Source organism: Pantoea sp. SGAir0418, from assembly GCF_043529865.1.
Window position 1 is genome coordinate 3,444,827 of record NZ_CP027911.1, and the last position, 14,515, is coordinate 3,459,341.

General features: G+C 60.0%; 13 protein-coding genes and 1 pseudogene. 6 read left to right on the plus strand and 8 right to left on the minus strand.

What is annotated here, in order from left to right:
• Positions 1 to 9 precede the first annotated feature (9 nt).
• The 5 genes from C1N84_RS16130 to C1N84_RS16150 all read right to left on the minus strand — a co-directional run bounded on the left by C1N84_RS16130 (position 10) and on the right by C1N84_RS16150 (position 4,934).
• On the minus strand, positions 10 to 810 hold the full coding sequence (locus C1N84_RS16130) for a transglutaminase family protein (RefSeq protein WP_264441673.1): 801 nt from the start codon (positions 808 to 810) through the stop codon (positions 10 to 12).
• Positions 807 to 1,736 carry an alpha-E domain-containing protein gene (locus C1N84_RS16135; protein ID WP_264441674.1) on the minus strand — a complete coding sequence of 310 codons (930 nt, stop codon included), beginning with the start codon at positions 1,734 to 1,736 and terminating at the stop codon, positions 807 to 809. The genes C1N84_RS16130 and C1N84_RS16135 overlap by 4 nt, the downstream gene beginning before the upstream one ends.
• A complete protein-coding gene (locus tag C1N84_RS16140; protein ID WP_021507673.1) occupies positions 1,730 to 3,169 on the minus strand; it encodes a circularly permuted type 2 ATP-grasp protein in 1,440 nt (479 codons plus the stop codon). Before C1N84_RS16140 ends, C1N84_RS16135 begins: the two co-directional genes overlap by 7 nt.
• 125 nt (positions 3,170 to 3,294) lie before the next feature.
• Positions 3,295 to 3,897, minus strand: coding sequence for a hypothetical protein (locus C1N84_RS16145; protein WP_021507674.1), 603 nt, complete (start codon positions 3,895 to 3,897; stop codon positions 3,295 to 3,297).
• Between the two features lie 257 nt (positions 3,898 to 4,154).
• Positions 4,155 to 4,934, minus strand: coding sequence for an OmpA family protein (locus C1N84_RS16150; protein WP_264441675.1), 780 nt, complete (start codon positions 4,932 to 4,934; stop codon positions 4,155 to 4,157).
• Here C1N84_RS16150 and C1N84_RS16155 point away from each other — a divergent pair.
• Positions 4,933 to 6,645: pseudogene (locus C1N84_RS16155) on the plus strand (flagellar biosynthesis protein FlhA); the annotation flags it as partial. The gene C1N84_RS16150 and the pseudogene C1N84_RS16155 sit on opposite strands and share 2 nt — an antisense overlap.
• 102 nt (positions 6,646 to 6,747) lie before the next feature.
• Complete coding sequence (locus C1N84_RS16160; protein ID WP_021507677.1) at positions 6,748 to 7,230, plus strand: YlaC family protein; 483 nt, start codon at positions 6,748 to 6,750, stop codon at positions 7,228 to 7,230.
• Between the two features lie 162 nt (positions 7,231 to 7,392).
• On the opposite strand, the gene C1N84_RS16165 is transcribed toward C1N84_RS16160, so the two are convergent.
• A complete protein-coding gene (locus C1N84_RS16165) occupies positions 7,393 to 8,154 on the minus strand; it encodes a tRNA isopentenyl-2-thiomethyl-A-37 hydroxylase MiaE (protein ID WP_264441677.1) in 762 nt (253 codons plus the stop codon).
• Between the two features lie 56 nt (positions 8,155 to 8,210).
• Entirely contained in the window at positions 8,211 to 8,630 is a 420-nt protein-coding gene (rraB, locus tag C1N84_RS16170; RefSeq protein WP_010615961.1) for a ribonuclease E inhibitor RraB, read from the minus strand.
• Positions 8,631 to 8,792: 162 nt separating this feature from the next.
• On the opposite strand from rraB, the gene argF reads away from it, so the two are divergent.
• From argF to ridA, 4 genes are all read left to right on the plus strand, one after another.
• Positions 8,793 to 9,800, plus strand: coding sequence for an ornithine carbamoyltransferase (gene argF, locus C1N84_RS16175; RefSeq protein WP_021507679.1), 1,008 nt, complete (start codon positions 8,793 to 8,795; stop codon positions 9,798 to 9,800).
• Positions 9,801 to 10,041: 241 nt separating this feature from the next.
• Positions 10,042 to 10,977, plus strand: a complete 936-nt coding sequence (gene pyrB, locus C1N84_RS16180; RefSeq protein WP_021507680.1) for an aspartate carbamoyltransferase — start codon at positions 10,042 to 10,044, stop codon at positions 10,975 to 10,977.
• 11 nt (positions 10,978 to 10,988) lie between these two features.
• Positions 10,989 to 11,453 carry an aspartate carbamoyltransferase regulatory subunit gene (gene pyrI, locus C1N84_RS16185; RefSeq protein ID WP_010615964.1) on the plus strand — a complete coding sequence of 155 codons (465 nt, stop codon included), beginning with the start codon at positions 10,989 to 10,991 and terminating at the stop codon, positions 11,451 to 11,453.
• A gap of 78 nt (positions 11,454 to 11,531) precedes the next feature.
• The gene (gene ridA, locus C1N84_RS16190; RefSeq protein WP_010615965.1) at positions 11,532 to 11,918 is read left to right on the plus strand and encodes a 2-iminobutanoate/2-iminopropanoate deaminase; all 387 of its coding nucleotides are present in this window, start codon (positions 11,532 to 11,534) and stop codon (positions 11,916 to 11,918) included.
• Positions 11,919 to 12,030: 112 nt separating this feature from the next.
• On the opposite strand, the gene C1N84_RS16195 is transcribed toward ridA, so the two are convergent.
• The gene (locus C1N84_RS16195) at positions 12,031 to 14,415 is read right to left on the minus strand and encodes a beta-N-acetylhexosaminidase (RefSeq protein ID WP_264441678.1); all 2,385 of its coding nucleotides are present in this window, start codon (positions 14,413 to 14,415) and stop codon (positions 12,031 to 12,033) included.
• Positions 14,416 to 14,515: the final 100 nt, after the last annotated feature.

Here is a 14,515-nt window from a genome sequence, read left to right on the forward strand (position 1 = left end):
CTGTTCCGATTACTGCTGCCCGTGCACCTGTTGCACCGCAGCCACCGCCAGCATATCTTCACCGCCGCCGCCCAGACGAATGCCGCGCACCGGACAGGCATCGAGATAGTCGACGCCCACCGCCAGCCGCAAATGCTGCCGCGTACTGCGCGTGTTATTGGTGATATCAAAGCTGTGCCAACTGCCATCCAGCCAGGCTTCAACCCAGGCGTGGGTAGCAACGTGTTCAACGTTGTCAGTATACAGATAGCCACTGACGTAGCGCGCCGGGATCCCCAGGCTGCGACAGCAGGCGAGAAACACGTGGCTGTGATCCTGGCAAACGCCGCTGCCGGCAGCAAACACTTTCGCCGCGCTGTCGCTCACCGCAGTGCTGCCGGGCCGGTACGGCATCTTCAGCAGCAGCTCGTCCATCAGCTTCTCCAGGCTGGCGAGCGGTTTTTCCGCCTGCCAGTAGCGCTGGGCGAAGTCGCGGATCGCCGCGTCCGGCTGGGTCAGCGGCGTAGCGCGCAAAAACACCAGCGGCGACAGCGTCGACTGCGGATCCGGCGCCAGCTCGCTGGCATCCAGAATCTCGACCACGCCGCGCGCGGCAATCTCCAGCAGCTGATGCGGCCTGTCCAGCGTCAGCACGTGCAGCACGTTGCCGTAAGCATCCAGCGTGCGCGTCGCCTCACACGGCAGATCGAGCTGCCACGACAGCACCTGCTGGTGCACCGAATTCTGCGGCGTCAGGCGCAGATACTGGGTGCTGAGTTTTACCTGCTGCTCATAGGCGTACCAGGTTTTATGCTCAATGTTCAGTCTCATTTCGCCTCCAGATAGGTGTGATTGATGCTCTCCGCCAGCGCGTTGATGCGGCTGAGAAAATGGTCCAGCCACGGCTGCAGGCCGTCGCGCGTCAGGCTTTCCCAGGTGCTGAAGCGCATCTCCGCCAGCAGGACGGTACTGAGATAGCGCGGGCGATCTTCGCCGCTGCTGCCGATCTGCTCGAGCTGGAGGACGATCTCTTCAATACAGGAGTGCAGCGAGCGTGGGCTCTCGCTGCGCAGGATCAGCATTTCGTTGACCAGCGGCGGCATCAGCTGCTGCTTAAAGATGGCGTTGTAGGCTTCACGCGCCGATACCGCGCGCAGCAGACTGTCGAGGCAGTAATATTCCCGTACCGTGTCGGGATGCTGCTCCAGCAGCTGCTGGTTAACGCTCAGCAGCCGCGCGGTACCGTCGCTGCGCTCCATCAGTGTGCCGAGACGGATAAAGCGCAGCGCATCGCCGCGCAGCAGCGTGCCGGACATCGCGCCGCGAAACAGATGCGAACGCTCTTTCACCCAGTCAAAGAAGCTGTCGGCACCGGCCGGCGAGATGCCGCGGCGGCGCGTGTTGCGCATCTCAATCCACGTCGAGTTAATGCTCTCCCACACTTCGGATGACAGGCTGCCGCGCACCGCGTGCGCGTTGTTCCACGCCGCCTGCCAGCAGCTGAAAATACTGCTCGGGTTGCGCTCATCCAGCGCGAAGAAGTTAAACAGCTGCGGCATGGTGCAGCGCCCGTTGAGGGTTTCAAACAGCTGACGCGTGCCGGTCAGGTTGAGCGGCAACAGCAGTTCGTCGCCCTGGCGATTGCGCACCGGCATCAGCGACAGGCGATGGGTCACATCCAATACCCGGGCAAGTTGTTCTGCGCGCTCCAGATAGCGCGCCATCCAGTAAAGGCCACTGGCCGTCCGGCTTAGCATGATGTGTCATCCTCCAGCACCCAGGTGTCCTTGGTGCCGCCGCCCTGCGACGAGTTCACCACCAGCGAGCCTTCGGTCAGCGCCACGCGCGTCAGGCCGCCCGGCACCAGCCGGATATCCGCGCCGTACAGCGCAAAAGGCCGCAGATCGATATGGCGCGGCGCCAGACCGTTGTCGATAAAGGTCGGGCAGGTGGAGAGCGACAGCGTATCCTGCGCGATGTAATTATCCGGCCGCGCCAGCAGCCGATCGCGAAACTCGCTCAGCTGCTGCTGGCTGGCGACCGGGCCAATCAACATGCCGTAACCGCCGGCACCGTGCACCTCTTTCACCACCATCTGCGCCAGATTGGCCAGCACGTAGCTCAGATCCTGCGGCTTACGGCACTGCCAGGTGGGCACATTGTTGAGGATCGGATCTTCATCAAGGTAGTAACGGATCATCTCCGGCACGTACGGATAGATCGACTTGTCATCGGCGACGCCGGTGCCGATCGCATTGGCCAGCACCACATTGCCGGATCGGTATACCGACAGTAATCCCGGCACGCCGAGCATCGAATCCGGCCGGAAGGCGAGCGGATCGAGAAAGGCGTCATCCACGCGGCGATAGATCACATCCACTTTGCACGGCCCGGCGGTGGTACGCATCAGCACCGCGCCGTCTTTGACGAATAGATCGGCGCTCTCCACCAGCTCCACGCCCATCTGCTGGGCGAGAAAACTGTGTTCGAAGTAGGCGCTGTTGAAACGTCCCGGCGTCAGCACCACCACCACCGGATCGTTAACCGGCGAGCTTTCGCGCAGCGTCTGCAACAGGTGCGACGGATAGCGCTCCACCGGCGCGATATGCTGCGCGGCAAACAGCTCCGGATAGAGGCGCATCATCATTTTGCGGTTTTCCAGCATGTAGGAGACGCCGGACGGCGTGCGCAGATTATCCTCCAGCACGTAATAGTCGCCATCGCTGTTGCGTACCATATCAACACCGGTAATGTGCGCGTAGATCTGGCGATGCAGATCGACATCCTGCATACAGGGCTGATACTGATCGTTAACCAGCACCTGCTCGGCCGGCACGATGCCGGCTTTGAGAATATATTGCTGATGGTAGATATCGTGCAGGAAGGCGTTGAGCGCCTGAACGCGCTGGCGAATGCCGCGTTCCAGCATCGCCCACTCGCTGGCAGGAATGATGCGCGGCACGCTGTCGAACGGGATCAGCCGCTCGGCACCGCCATCGTCACCGTAGACGTTGAAGGTGATGCCAACGCGATGAAACAGTAGTTCTGCCTCTTCACGTTTACGCGCCACCGCCTCTTTGTCCGCCTGTTGTAACCATTCCCAGTAATGCTGATAGTGAGCGCGGTGCTGACCGTCGCTCTGCAACATCTCATCGTAGAAGGTTGATGCTATCTGGTCGCGTGCTTTCATGATTTACCCGGCGCTTGTCAGAGGACCTGACTTCTCTCCTGCACAAAGTGTGCCAGAGGCCCGCCGCCGCAACGGCACGCGTGCCCCAAAAGCGGAGCCGCGCCGGATAATCGTTGCCTTGCACCTTACTGGTGCATCAGCTGCTGCGCCACTGGCAGCCAGATTTCGGTCATTGCTCCTTCGCCGCCGGTAAACGGGTCGCGATCCGGCAGCGGCACGCGCTGGATCTGCTCTTTCGACGCGCGCAGCCGGGAAGGTTCGTCGCGCACGGTTTCCGGTGACATCCCTTCAGGATAGGCGCCAACGGTGAAAAAGTCGTCGGAGGCAAACACCTGTTTATGGCCCACGCCGGCCGGGATCAGCACCGCATCCCCTTCACGCAGCGTCACCATGCGGCCGCTGTCGCCGCCAAACAGCACTTCCGCCCAGCCCGCGCCGACGCCCAGTACCTCATGGGTATTGGGATGATAGTGGGTGTAAGGAAAAATCGGCGCGCGCCACGCCGCAGGCCAGCCGCTGGCGCTAAAGGTTTTTTCAAACCAGGCCGCGCTGTCCTCCTCCTCTTCCGGCACCACGCACGGCCAGATGATCAGCGGCAGCGGATTATTGGGTACACCGCCGGACGGCAGCGATAACATTAAATGCTGCGGGTTACCTGACGATCCCGCGGAAAAGGTACCGGCGGCGAAAGACATCAGTAACAGCAGACTGGAAGATTGGGCAGACATACTCTTTCTCCGGATAGCCACGTTGCCTAATTGTGGCAAAGCCACCGGGCATTGCAATGTGCGCACACCGGCAAAATTCACATAAAAGAATGATTTAGCTTACTAAAGCCAAATTACTTATTAACATATTTAACATTTCGTGGCATGCCGTTGCGCGCCTCGTTTACCCGGCATCTGCCGCAGCAAAAAACAGGCAAAAAAAACCGGTGGATTTCGCCACCGGTAGAATCAACAGTTGATTCAAAGGCACTGACAGGTTATCGCAGGCGGTCAGCGATGGGTTTCACTACGTTCTCCCCTTCACGACCATAAAACTGAAACAGCGTCTCGGCGGCCGCCTCGGTGAGCACCATGATTTCAATGCGGCGGTTACGTGCGCTGAGCGGATCGGCTTTGTCCAGCGGCATACGGGACGACATGGCATTCACCTGCAGCACGCGCGCGCTTTCCAGCCCGCCGCGCTCCAGCGCGCGCCGCGCCGCCAGCGCACGGTCACCGGAGAGATTCCAGTTGTTGTACGCCGCGTTGCCGCTGTACTGCGCGGCGTCGGTGTGGCCGCTGATCATGATTTTGTTGTCGATACGGTTAAACACCGGACCGAGTTCGGTCAGCAGGCGCTGATAAAACGGCGTCAGCACTGCGCTGCCGCGCGGAAACATCATGCGATCCTGGTCATCCTGAATCAGGATACGCAGCCCCTGCGGCAGGGTTTCCAGCGTCAGCAGGTTCTGGGCGTGATAGCTGTTGATGATGCTCTGGATCTGCTGACGCAGCTGCGCCAGTTCGGCGTCGGAGCGCGACAGCACGCTGTCCAGATCTTCCTTAGCCTGATTGGCGTTGCTGTCGCTGTTTTCCGCGCTGGTGTCACTGACGGTGGCACCCTCGGTCGGCGGCGCAATCGCCAGCGTTTCACCAATGATGGCGGAGCCGCGTCCGGTTTCGACATCGAACGGATTAAAGCCGGAACCGTTAAACACCGAGGTGCCGTTAAGCTGCGCGACGATCTCTTTACGCTCGTCTTCGGTGACGGCGCCCATGATCAACTTTGTGGTGGTGACCAAAGGGGCCGAGCGTATTTCTGAAGTGTCGGCGCGCTTCACCCTCGACGCGCTGCCGGGCAAACAGATGGCGATCGACGCCGATCTCAACGCCGGGCTGATCAATCAGGAACAGGCGCGCGTGCGGCGTCAGGATGTGGCCAACGAAGCGGACTTCTACGGCGCGATGGACGGTGCCTCCAAGTTTGTGCGCGGTGACGCCGTCGCCGGCATCATGATCCTGCTGATCAACGTTCTGGGCGGCATCCTGATCGGCGTATTCAAACACGGTTTACCGGCCGGCCAGGCGTTCGAACAGTATGTGCTGCTGACCATCGGTGACGGTCTGGTGGCACAGATCCCGTCGCTGTTGCTGTCGACGGCGGCGGCGATCATCGTGACGCGTATCAGCGACGGCGCTGACATGGGCGAGGAAGTGAAGTCGCAGCTGCTGGCGAAACCGGCCACGCTGTATACCGCCGCGGGCGTGATGTTTGTGCTGGCGATTGTGCCGGGCATGCCGCACATGGTGTTCCTCGCCTTCACCGCCCTGCTGCTGTTCGCCGCGTGGCGCCAGAGCCGCGTGGTGCAGAAGCCGACGCAAAGCCATGTCGACATGGAAGCCATCAATCAGGCGCTGGCGCAGCCGGACGAACAGCCGACCATCAGCTGGGACAATATTCCGCTGGTCGAGCCGATCGGCCTTAATCTGGGCTACAAGCTGGTCACGCTGGTGGATAAAGGCAAAGGCGCGCCGCTGACCCAGCGTATGCGCGGCGTGCGTCAGGTGGTGTCAGAAACCAGCGGCGTGCTGCTGCCGGAGATCGCCCTGCGTGAAGATTTCCACTTAAAGCCGTCGCAGTACGCCATCAAGATCAACGGCGTTCGCACCGCGGTGGGCGAAGTGCACGCCGACCGCCTGATGGCGCTGCCGACGCCGGATCAGTACGGTGAGATCGACGGCCTGCTGGATACCGATCCCGCGTACGGTATGGCGGTGACCTGGATCCTGCCGGAGCAGAAAGCCAAAGCGCTGAATCTGGGGTATCAGGTAGTCGACTGCGCCAGCGTAGTGGCCACGCACGTCAACAAAGTGGTGCGCGAAAACCTGCCGGAGCTGTTCAACTACGATGATATTACTCAGCTGCATCAGCGGCTGGCGAGCGTGGCGCCGAAGCTGTCAGAGGATCTCAACGCCGCAGTGAACTACAGTCTGCAGCTCAAGGTGTATCGTCTGCTGCTCAACGATCAGGTATCGCTCAAGGACATCACCACCATCGCCACCACGCTGCTGGAGAGCGTGGCGATCACCAAAGATCCGATCCTGCTGACCTCCGACGTGCGTTACGCGCTGCGCCGCGCCATGGTGGCGGCGATTGCGCCGGACAACAAACCGCTGTCCGCCTATACGCTGGATAACAACCTGGAAAACCTGCTGCTGGCAGCGCTCAATCAGGCGCAGCAGGGCGGCAAAGTGGCGCTGGACAGCTTCCCGGTCGACCCTAACATTCTCACCCAGCTGCAGAGCACGCTGCCGGTGATGATGGAGCAGCTGAAAGCGCAGAACCTGACGCAGGTGCTGCTGGTGACGCCGCAGCTGCGGCCGCTGATTGCGCGCTACGCCCGGCTGTTCGCCAGCGGGCTGAATGTGCTGTCGTATAACGAGGTGCCGGACGATGCCAATCTGCAGATTGTCGGGCAGGTGAGCTGATGCGTTGCGGAAAACTGTTATAAAAAAACACCGCTGATCTGTCTCTGCCGCCCTTCACTGTTATGTGGTTTACTGGCAGGCAGTGATATTCAGAGGTGAATAATGGACGCGATTAAACAAATTCTGATCGATGAAATCGACACGCTCAACCGCGAAGAGCGGCGCGATAATCTGCCGCGTTTTAGCTTTAACTTCCTGAAAACCCATCCGGGGCTGTGGGGCGTGATGTACCTGTGCTACGGCCTGTGCGTGGCGCTGATTTTCTCGACTGAGATGCTCGGCTGGCCAGCCTTCTGGTTCGCCACGGTGTTCGTGCTGGTGATGAGTTTTCTGATGCTGCTGGACATCAACCCGAAATACCGCTTCGAGGACATCGATACGCTGGATCTGCGTGTGTGCTACAACGGCGAGTGGTATTACGTGCAGCCGGTCTCACAGCAGGCGCTGGACAAGATCCTGGAGAATCCGGGTACGCCCGAGCGCGTGCGCAGCGGCATCGATCGCCTGATGCAGCAGAAAGGGGAAGTGGATTTTTATGATGTCTACTACCTGACCTGGGGCCATCAGCGCGCCGCGAAGATTTGATCGGGCAAATTCATTCCTGCTTCCATGGTATTTATAAGCCTTTAATGACTCACTGCTTAATTACTACCCCCTGCGTCTTTACACAGAAGGTATGCGAAGCTAAAGAGGGTAGTAAGACAACGCCTGAAGGCTGGGTCAGGAAGTTTCGCCGCGCGCACCAAATCAAAACGCCGGCACGCCGCTGTGAAAGCGCAGCTCAGCGTCCGGCTCGCTGATCAAGCGCGCTTCCGCTGCCCCAATCGCCCGCACGCGCGGCGCGATATCCTTCGGTGAAATCTGTGCCGCCAGCGTCAGGTAATCCTGATAGTGGCGCGCTTCGGAACGCAGCAGTGAGATGTAAAACTTCTCCAGCTGCGCATCCAGGTGCGGCGCCAGGCTGGCGAAGCGCTCGCAGGAACGCGCTTCGATATACGCCCCGCAAATCAGTTTATCCACCAGCGTATCCGGTTCATGGGTAGTCACTTCACGCAACAGCCCTTTGGCGTAACGGCTGGCGGTGATCTTGCGATAGGGCAAACCGCGCGCCTGCATGATTTCCCACACCTGATAAAAGTGGTGCAGCTCCTCTTTGATCAGCAGCACCATCTTTTCCACCATCTCATCAGCCCATGGCAGTTCATTACGCACAATGATGCTTTTGCTGAGATTCTTGTGGGCATTGATAAAATCGCTGTCGTGATTCTCGCCGAAAATAAAATCTTCGTACGGCTGCAGCCACGCCAGAATCGTGTCGCCGCTGGGTTTATCCGCGACGTATTTGCGGATCAGCCACACCGCGGTCTGCGCCGCTTTCAACTCGCATACCATGTGATCGGTAAGCAGCAACGTGAGATTTTCCGGCTTGCGCGCTTCATCAATCCACGCCTGCGGCGTGCGGCACTGTAAAAACTGGTGAATGGGGTCTAATAGCGAAGCGTAATTCATCGGAGGTTCTTTGCTGGCAGGAAAATTACCGGGCGGCATGTGCCGCCCGTCAGGGCTTAGTGACGCACACCGTCATCGTCTTCGTCGTCGATCTCTTCGCCGTCGTCTTCATCTTCGGCATCCGGATCTTCAAAGTAGGTGCCCCAGCCGTCGTAATCGACGTTGTATTTCCCGACCAGATTCACCAGCTGCTCGACCTGCGCGTCAATCAGCTCCGGCTTCAGCGCCGATTCGCTCAGGATGTCGACGCACATCACGGTGCTGCCGTCTTCCAGCTCCAGCTCTTCCGGCTCGGTGACTTCATAGCCCAGCTTGAAAGCGTCAACCGCGGCCTTCTCCAGCGAGTCGAAGTTGTTGCAGGAGAGATGATGCTCGATGGTGTAAAGCGCATCCGGATCGCTGCCGTCTTCCAGCAACTCTTCAATGATCAGGCGCGTCTCTTCGCGCTGTTCTTCCAGCAATGCTTCGTATGCCATGGGCGTGTCCTCAAAATGGTGGCAGTGAATGCAATTATTTTCCCACACTGCCTCGCGCGCCACTACACAAAACAGAAAGTTTCTTATCGCTGGGGTTGAAAATGCATATTCATACAGTTAGATTGAATTTTAATTCATTATTGATGTAATGCGGAGCGCAGTATGAGTCAGCTGTATTCGAGACATTTCCTGAGATTGCTGGATTTCACCCCAGCCGAAATCACCGGTTTGTTATCACTCGCCAGTGAATTAAAACAGGCAAAGAAAAACGCCAGCGAAACCCAGTACCTGAAAGGCAAAAACATCGCGCTCATCTTCGAAAAAGACTCGACCCGTACCCGATGCTCTTTCGAAGTTGCCGCCTACGATCAGGGCGCTAACGTCACCTATCTCGGCCCGAGCGGCAGCCAGATCGGCCATAAAGAGTCGATGAAAGACACCGCGCGCGTACTGGGACGCATGTATGACGGCATTCAGTATCGCGGCTACGGTCAGGCGCTGGTAGAGACGCTGGCCGAATATGCCGGCGTGCCGGTGTGGAACGGCCTGACCACCGAGTTCCATCCGACGCAGCTGCTGGCTGACCTGCTGACTATGCAGGAGCATCTGCCGGGCAAAGCGCTGAGCGAGATGACGCTGGTCTACGTCGGCGATGCGCGCAACAACATGGGCAACAGCATGCTGGAAGCGGCGGCGCTGGTGGGGCTGGATCTGCGGCTGGTGGCACCGAAAGGCTGCTGGCCAGAAGAGGAGCTGGTGGCGCAGTGCCGCGCGGCAGCGCAGCACACCGGCGGCAAAATCACCCTGACAGAAGAGATTGCCGAAGGCGTGCAGGGTGCTGATTTCATCTATACTGACGTCTGGGTATCGATGGGCGAAGCGAAATCGGTGTGGGAAGAGCGCATCGCCCTGCTGCGTCCTTATCAGGTTAACAGCGCGATGCTGGCGCTGACCGGCAATCCGCAGGTGAAATTCCTGCACTGCCTGCCCGCGTTTCATGATGACCAAACCACGCTCGGACGGCAGATGGCCGAACAGTATGGTCTGCACGACGGCATGGAAGTCAGCAACGAGGTGTTTGAATCCGACCATAGCGTGGTGTTTGACCAGGCGGAAAACCGCATGCACACCATTAAAGCGGTGATGGTGGCGACGCTGAGTCAGCGCTAAGCCTGCGCGGCGCAAACGTTTACCTCGCGCGTGATTTCTGCTTGATGCGGCTCAGTGAATGCGTATAATGCGCCACAATTTGCCGGAGGAAACATGCAACAGCGCAGCGCACAATTTGCCGCTCCCGTACGCCTGAATGCAGGCGGCGCACCTGTTTCTTTCCGTCATTCATCGATCGCCAGAAAGCCCCTGTAAAGGGGCTTTTTTTTGTCCGCAATCCGGCAGCGCAGAGGAGAGAGCTATGGCCAACCCGCTATATCGCAAGCACATTATTTCCATCAACGACCTCAACCGCGATGAGCTGGAGCTGGTGCTGCATACCGCCGCCCAGCTGAAAGCCCATCCGCAGCCGGAGCTGCTGAAACACAACGTTATCGCCAGCTGCTTCTTTGAGGCCTCAACGCGCACCCGCCTGTCATTTGAAACCGCGATGCACCGGCTGGGCGCGTCGGTGGTGGGATTTGCCGACGGCAGCAACACCTCGCTGGGCAAGAAAGGGGAAACCCTCGCCGATACCATCTCGGTGATTGGCACCTATGTGGATGCCATCGTGATGCGCCATCCGCAGGAAGGGGCGGCGCGGCTGGCCACGGAGTTCTCGGGCGGCGTGCCGATCCTTAACGCCGGTGACGGCGCCAACCAGCATCCGACGCAGACGCTGCTCGATCTGTTCACCATCCGGGAAACCCAGAGCCGCCTCGATAACCTCAACGTGGCGATGGTCGGCGACCTGAAATATGGCCGCACCGTGCATTCGCTGACCCAGGCGCTGGCGAAGTTCAGCGGCAACCGCTTCTACTTCATCGCACCGGATGCGCTGGCGATGCCGTCCTACATCACCGATATGCTGGATGAACAGAACATTGCCTGGTCGCGCCACGACAGCATCGAAGAAGTGATGCCGCAGCTGGATATTCTCTACATGACGCGCGTACAGAAAGAGCGTCTCGATCCCTCAGAGTATGCCAACGTGAAAGCGCAGTTCATCCTGCGGGCAGCCGACCTGGCCGGTGCGCGCGATAACATGAAGGTGCTGCATCCGTTGCCGCGCATTGATGAGATCACCACCGATGTCGACAGCACGCCGCACGCCTGGTATTTCCAGCAGGCCGGCAACGGCATCTATGCCCGCCAGGCCCTGCTGGCGCTGGTACTGAATAGCGAACTGGCACTGTAAGGAGCAGAACGATGACCCACGATAACAAACTGCAGGTTGAAGCCATCAAACGCGGCACGGTGATCGACCATATTCCGGCGCAGGTCGGCTTTAAGCTACTGTCACTGTTCCGCCTCACCGAAACCGATCAGCGCATCACCATCGGCCTTAATCTGCCGTCGGGCGAGATGGGGCGTAAGGATCTGATCAAAATCGAAAATACTTTTCTGACTGATGATCAGATCAATCAGCTGGCGGTGTACGCGCCGCACGCCACGGTGAATCGCATTGATGAGTATGAAGTGGTGGCGAAGATCGCACCGACGCTGCCGGAACGCATCGAGCGCGTGCTGACCTGCCCCAACGGCAACTGCATCAGCCGCAGCGAGCCGGTGTTCTCCAGCTTTGCGGTGAAACAGCGTGACGACGATGTGCACCTGAAGTGTAAATACTGCGAGAAAGAGTTCGCGCGCCACGTGGTGCTCGGTCACTGGTAATCGCCCGTTTCCTCCCTATAATGGGGCGAACATTTTCGCGGCGGGCAAGGGTTCGCCGCGCATGCCTAAGGAGAAACAATGTCTCGCGAAATCAGTACTGAAAAAGCCCCGGCAGCGATTGGCCCGTACGTCCAGGGCGTGGATCTCGGCAGCATGATCATCACCTCCGGCCAGATCCCGGTCGATCCGGCCACCGGTGCGGTTCCGGACGACATCGCCGCGCAGGCGCGTCAGTCGCTGGAGAATGTGAAGGCGATTGTGCTGGCCGCTGGCCTGCAGGTGGGCGACATTGTGAAGACCACCGTGTTCGTCAAAGACCTGAACGATTTCGCCACGGTCAACGCCACCTATGAAGCGTTTTTCACCGAGCATCAGGCCAGCTTCCCGGCGCGCTCCTGCGTGGAAGTGGCGCGTCTGCCGAAAGACGTGAAGATTGAGATCGAAGCCATCGCGGTACGTCGCTGATTTAGCGGTCATCAATCACCCAGCATGCAGGGGGCGTATCCGTGCGCACCTGGCGAGATCGCCTGGTCGTCATCAATGACGACCCTGCATAGTTCGTGACTTCCGATCTTCCCTATCTCGACGATCGCAGCAGTTTCTCCAGTGGTCGCACCAGCGCCAGCACCGTTTCATCCTGCACCTGCGCCGCCGCATCCAGCTGGGCGTGCATCTGCGCCACCTCGCCTGCACCGTAGGCCTGGTTGCGCTCCAGCGCGTTCACCAGATCCAGCCCCATCCGGCTCAGCTCTGCGACCTGGCGCACCTGCGGCTGCAGTGCTTTCAGCTGATAATTGCCCAGCACCAGCGGCATCACCGCATCGCTGTTGCGCTGCCAGCGCTGCAGCTGAAGGCGCAGGGCGCTGGCGGCAGCGTGATCGCCGCGATTAGCAATCAGCGCATCCACCTGCTTATCCAGCAGCCGCACCGGCTCGCTCTCGGCTGGCAACACGTCCGCCAGCCGGTTCAGCGGCTCAAAATAGTCATAATGCCCGGCCTGAAACTTCAGGTGCTGGCGGGTGTAATACTGCGCGGGTTCCAGCACTTCCGCCAGCACGCGCAGCGGAGTGATATCGCTGCTGTTGGCCAGCCGCATCATCTGCACCTCGGCCTGCTGATGCTGCTGCAGGCCGACCGACACCGTCCCCCAGCGATCAATCGCGCTGAGCCGCTGGTACATATTCTCGCTGTCGGTCACATCCTGCGCCGACCACAGCCGCTCCGCCACCACAAAGGCGCGCGGCCACAGCCGTGTATCAATCACCCGGCTATTCACGTTCTCCGCCCACAGCGCCGCTTCACCGCCCAGCAAATCACGCTGCAGCTGAGCGGGCGTGGGCAGTACCGGAGCAATACCGGCCGGTATCTGCGCCAGCCTGCTGCCTGTGGTCGGATAGCGCACGTTGCCCACCAGCACGTAGCCGGTCAGGTTGTCACGCGTCAGCGTCACCACCGGCTGAAACGGCCCCATCCAGCTGTCGACGCTGAAGGTCAGCTGCGTCGGTGATAGCCAGCGAATGTCGCTGACCTGGCGTCGCGCCTTGCCGCTGAAATCGATAAAACCGCGCCAGCCGTTTTTGCCCTCAATCAGGGTGAAACTGCCCTGCACCGCGCTGCCTTTCAGACGCGGCATAGTGAACTGCCAGCTTTGCGCCTGATCGTCGGCGCGCAGTTGATCGACGCCGTTCAGCCCCTGCGGCCAGAGCTCGTTGCGATAGTGATACGCGGCGCTCTGCGGCTGGTCGAGATAAAAACCGGTGGAAAGAATGCCGCGATACCCCTGCTTTACCACTTCGCTCAGCGCGTCCTGCCCCTGCCACGACTGAATCACAATACTTTTCGGCAGGTCGGGATGGTACACCTCATCCCAGCCAAGCATGCGCCGCTGATGCGCGGCGAGAATCTTCTCCACCCGCTGGTTGAACCACGCCTGCAGCGCATGGGCGTCCTGCAGGCCGTGGTCGCGCATAAACTGCTGAATCTTCGGTGAGGCGTTCCACTGACTGGGATCGACTTCATCCCCGCCGGTGTGAATGTAGGGATCGGGAAAGATCGCCGCGACTTCGCCAATCAGCGTATCGATAAAGCGAAACACCGCTTCATTGCTGGGATCGAGCAAGGGTTTAAACACCCCCCAGCCGCGCTCCATGGCATACGGGCCCGGCGCGCTCATCAGCTCCGGCATCGCTACGGCCAGGGCAGAAGCATGGCCGGGCAGATCGATTTCCGGCACCACGCGCACGCCGCGTTGGGTGGCATAGTGCACCAGCTCGCGCATTTGCTGCTGGCTGTAGAACAGCCCATCACTGGCCTGCAGCTGCAGCTGCGGATAGTGACTGGAAGCAAAGCGCCAGCCCTGATCGTCGGTCAGGTGCCAGTGGAACACGTTCATGCGCGCCGCGGCGATACCATCAATCTGCCGCTTGAGGGTTTCCAGCGGCAGGAAGTGGCGCACCGGGTCGATCAGCACGCCGCGCCACGGGAAGCGCGGCCGATCGTCAATGGTGACAAAGGGAATTTGCGTGCCGCTGGCGGTGTTGGCGATCAGCTGCAGCAGGGTTTCCATGCCGCGCATCGCGCCAAAACGGGTTGGTGCCTGCAGCAGTACGCCACTGCTGCTGACCTCCAGACGGTAGCTTTCGTCGCTGTCCGGTTGCGGTAGCGGATCGACCGCGTCGGCAATCCGGATCTGAATGGCGGGACGATCGCTGGCTGGGCTGGCGGGCAACAGCGCCCAGCCGGTTTGCCGCGCAATGCGGGCGCGCCAGCGCGCTTCGGCCCCTTCCAGATGATCGCCGGTGATGTGCAGCGAAAATTGCGGCGTCAGGGTAAACGCGCCACCGCCTGCGGGCTGCGTCACCTGCTGTGGCCACGGCATCAGCGGCAGATCGCCTGCCGGTGCGGCCTGCGTGGAAAACGTCAGGGAACACAAAACGGCCAGCAGCGTACGGGGCAGAAGCATGGTGGGCATCCTTGTAAGGCAAAACGATGGGCCGGAAATGGCGCAAAACGCTCATTAAACCTGTTTCGCAACGCAAAGCAAGTTGCAACCGGCTGAAGTT

What these genes read in the sequence shown, in the direction of transcription:
- C1N84_RS16130 (WP_264441673.1), bottom strand. Translation starts at nt 810, where the DNA reads ATGAGACTGAACATTGAGCATAAAACCTGGTACGCCTATGAGCAGCAG.
- C1N84_RS16135 (WP_264441674.1), bottom strand. Translation starts at nt 1,736, where the DNA reads ATGCTAAGCCGGACGGCCAGTGGCCTTTACTGGATGGCGCGCTATCTG.
- C1N84_RS16140 (WP_021507673.1), bottom strand. Translation starts at nt 3,169, where the DNA reads ATGAAAGCACGCGACCAGATAGCATCAACCTTCTACGATGAGATGTTG.
- C1N84_RS16145 (WP_021507674.1), bottom strand. Translation starts at nt 3,897, where the DNA reads ATGTCTGCCCAATCTTCCAGTCTGCTGTTACTGATGTCTTTCGCCGCC.
- C1N84_RS16150 (WP_264441675.1), bottom strand. Translation starts at nt 4,934, where the DNA reads ATGGGCGCCGTCACCGAAGACGAGCGTAAAGAGATCGTCGCGCAGCTT.
- C1N84_RS16160 (WP_021507677.1), top strand. Translation starts at nt 6,748, where the DNA reads ATGGACGCGATTAAACAAATTCTGATCGATGAAATCGACACGCTCAAC.
- C1N84_RS16165 (WP_264441677.1), bottom strand. Translation starts at nt 8,154, where the DNA reads ATGAATTACGCTTCGCTATTAGACCCCATTCACCAGTTTTTACAGTGC.
- rraB (WP_010615961.1), bottom strand. Translation starts at nt 8,630, where the DNA reads ATGGCATACGAAGCATTGCTGGAAGAACAGCGCGAAGAGACGCGCCTG.
- argF (WP_021507679.1), top strand. Translation starts at nt 8,793, where the DNA reads ATGAGTCAGCTGTATTCGAGACATTTCCTGAGATTGCTGGATTTCACC.
- pyrB (WP_021507680.1), top strand. Translation starts at nt 10,042, where the DNA reads ATGGCCAACCCGCTATATCGCAAGCACATTATTTCCATCAACGACCTC.
- pyrI (WP_010615964.1), top strand. Translation starts at nt 10,989, where the DNA reads ATGACCCACGATAACAAACTGCAGGTTGAAGCCATCAAACGCGGCACG.
- ridA (WP_010615965.1), top strand. Translation starts at nt 11,532, where the DNA reads ATGTCTCGCGAAATCAGTACTGAAAAAGCCCCGGCAGCGATTGGCCCG.
- C1N84_RS16195 (WP_264441678.1), bottom strand. Translation starts at nt 14,415, where the DNA reads ATGCTTCTGCCCCGTACGCTGCTGGCCGTTTTGTGTTCCCTGACGTTT.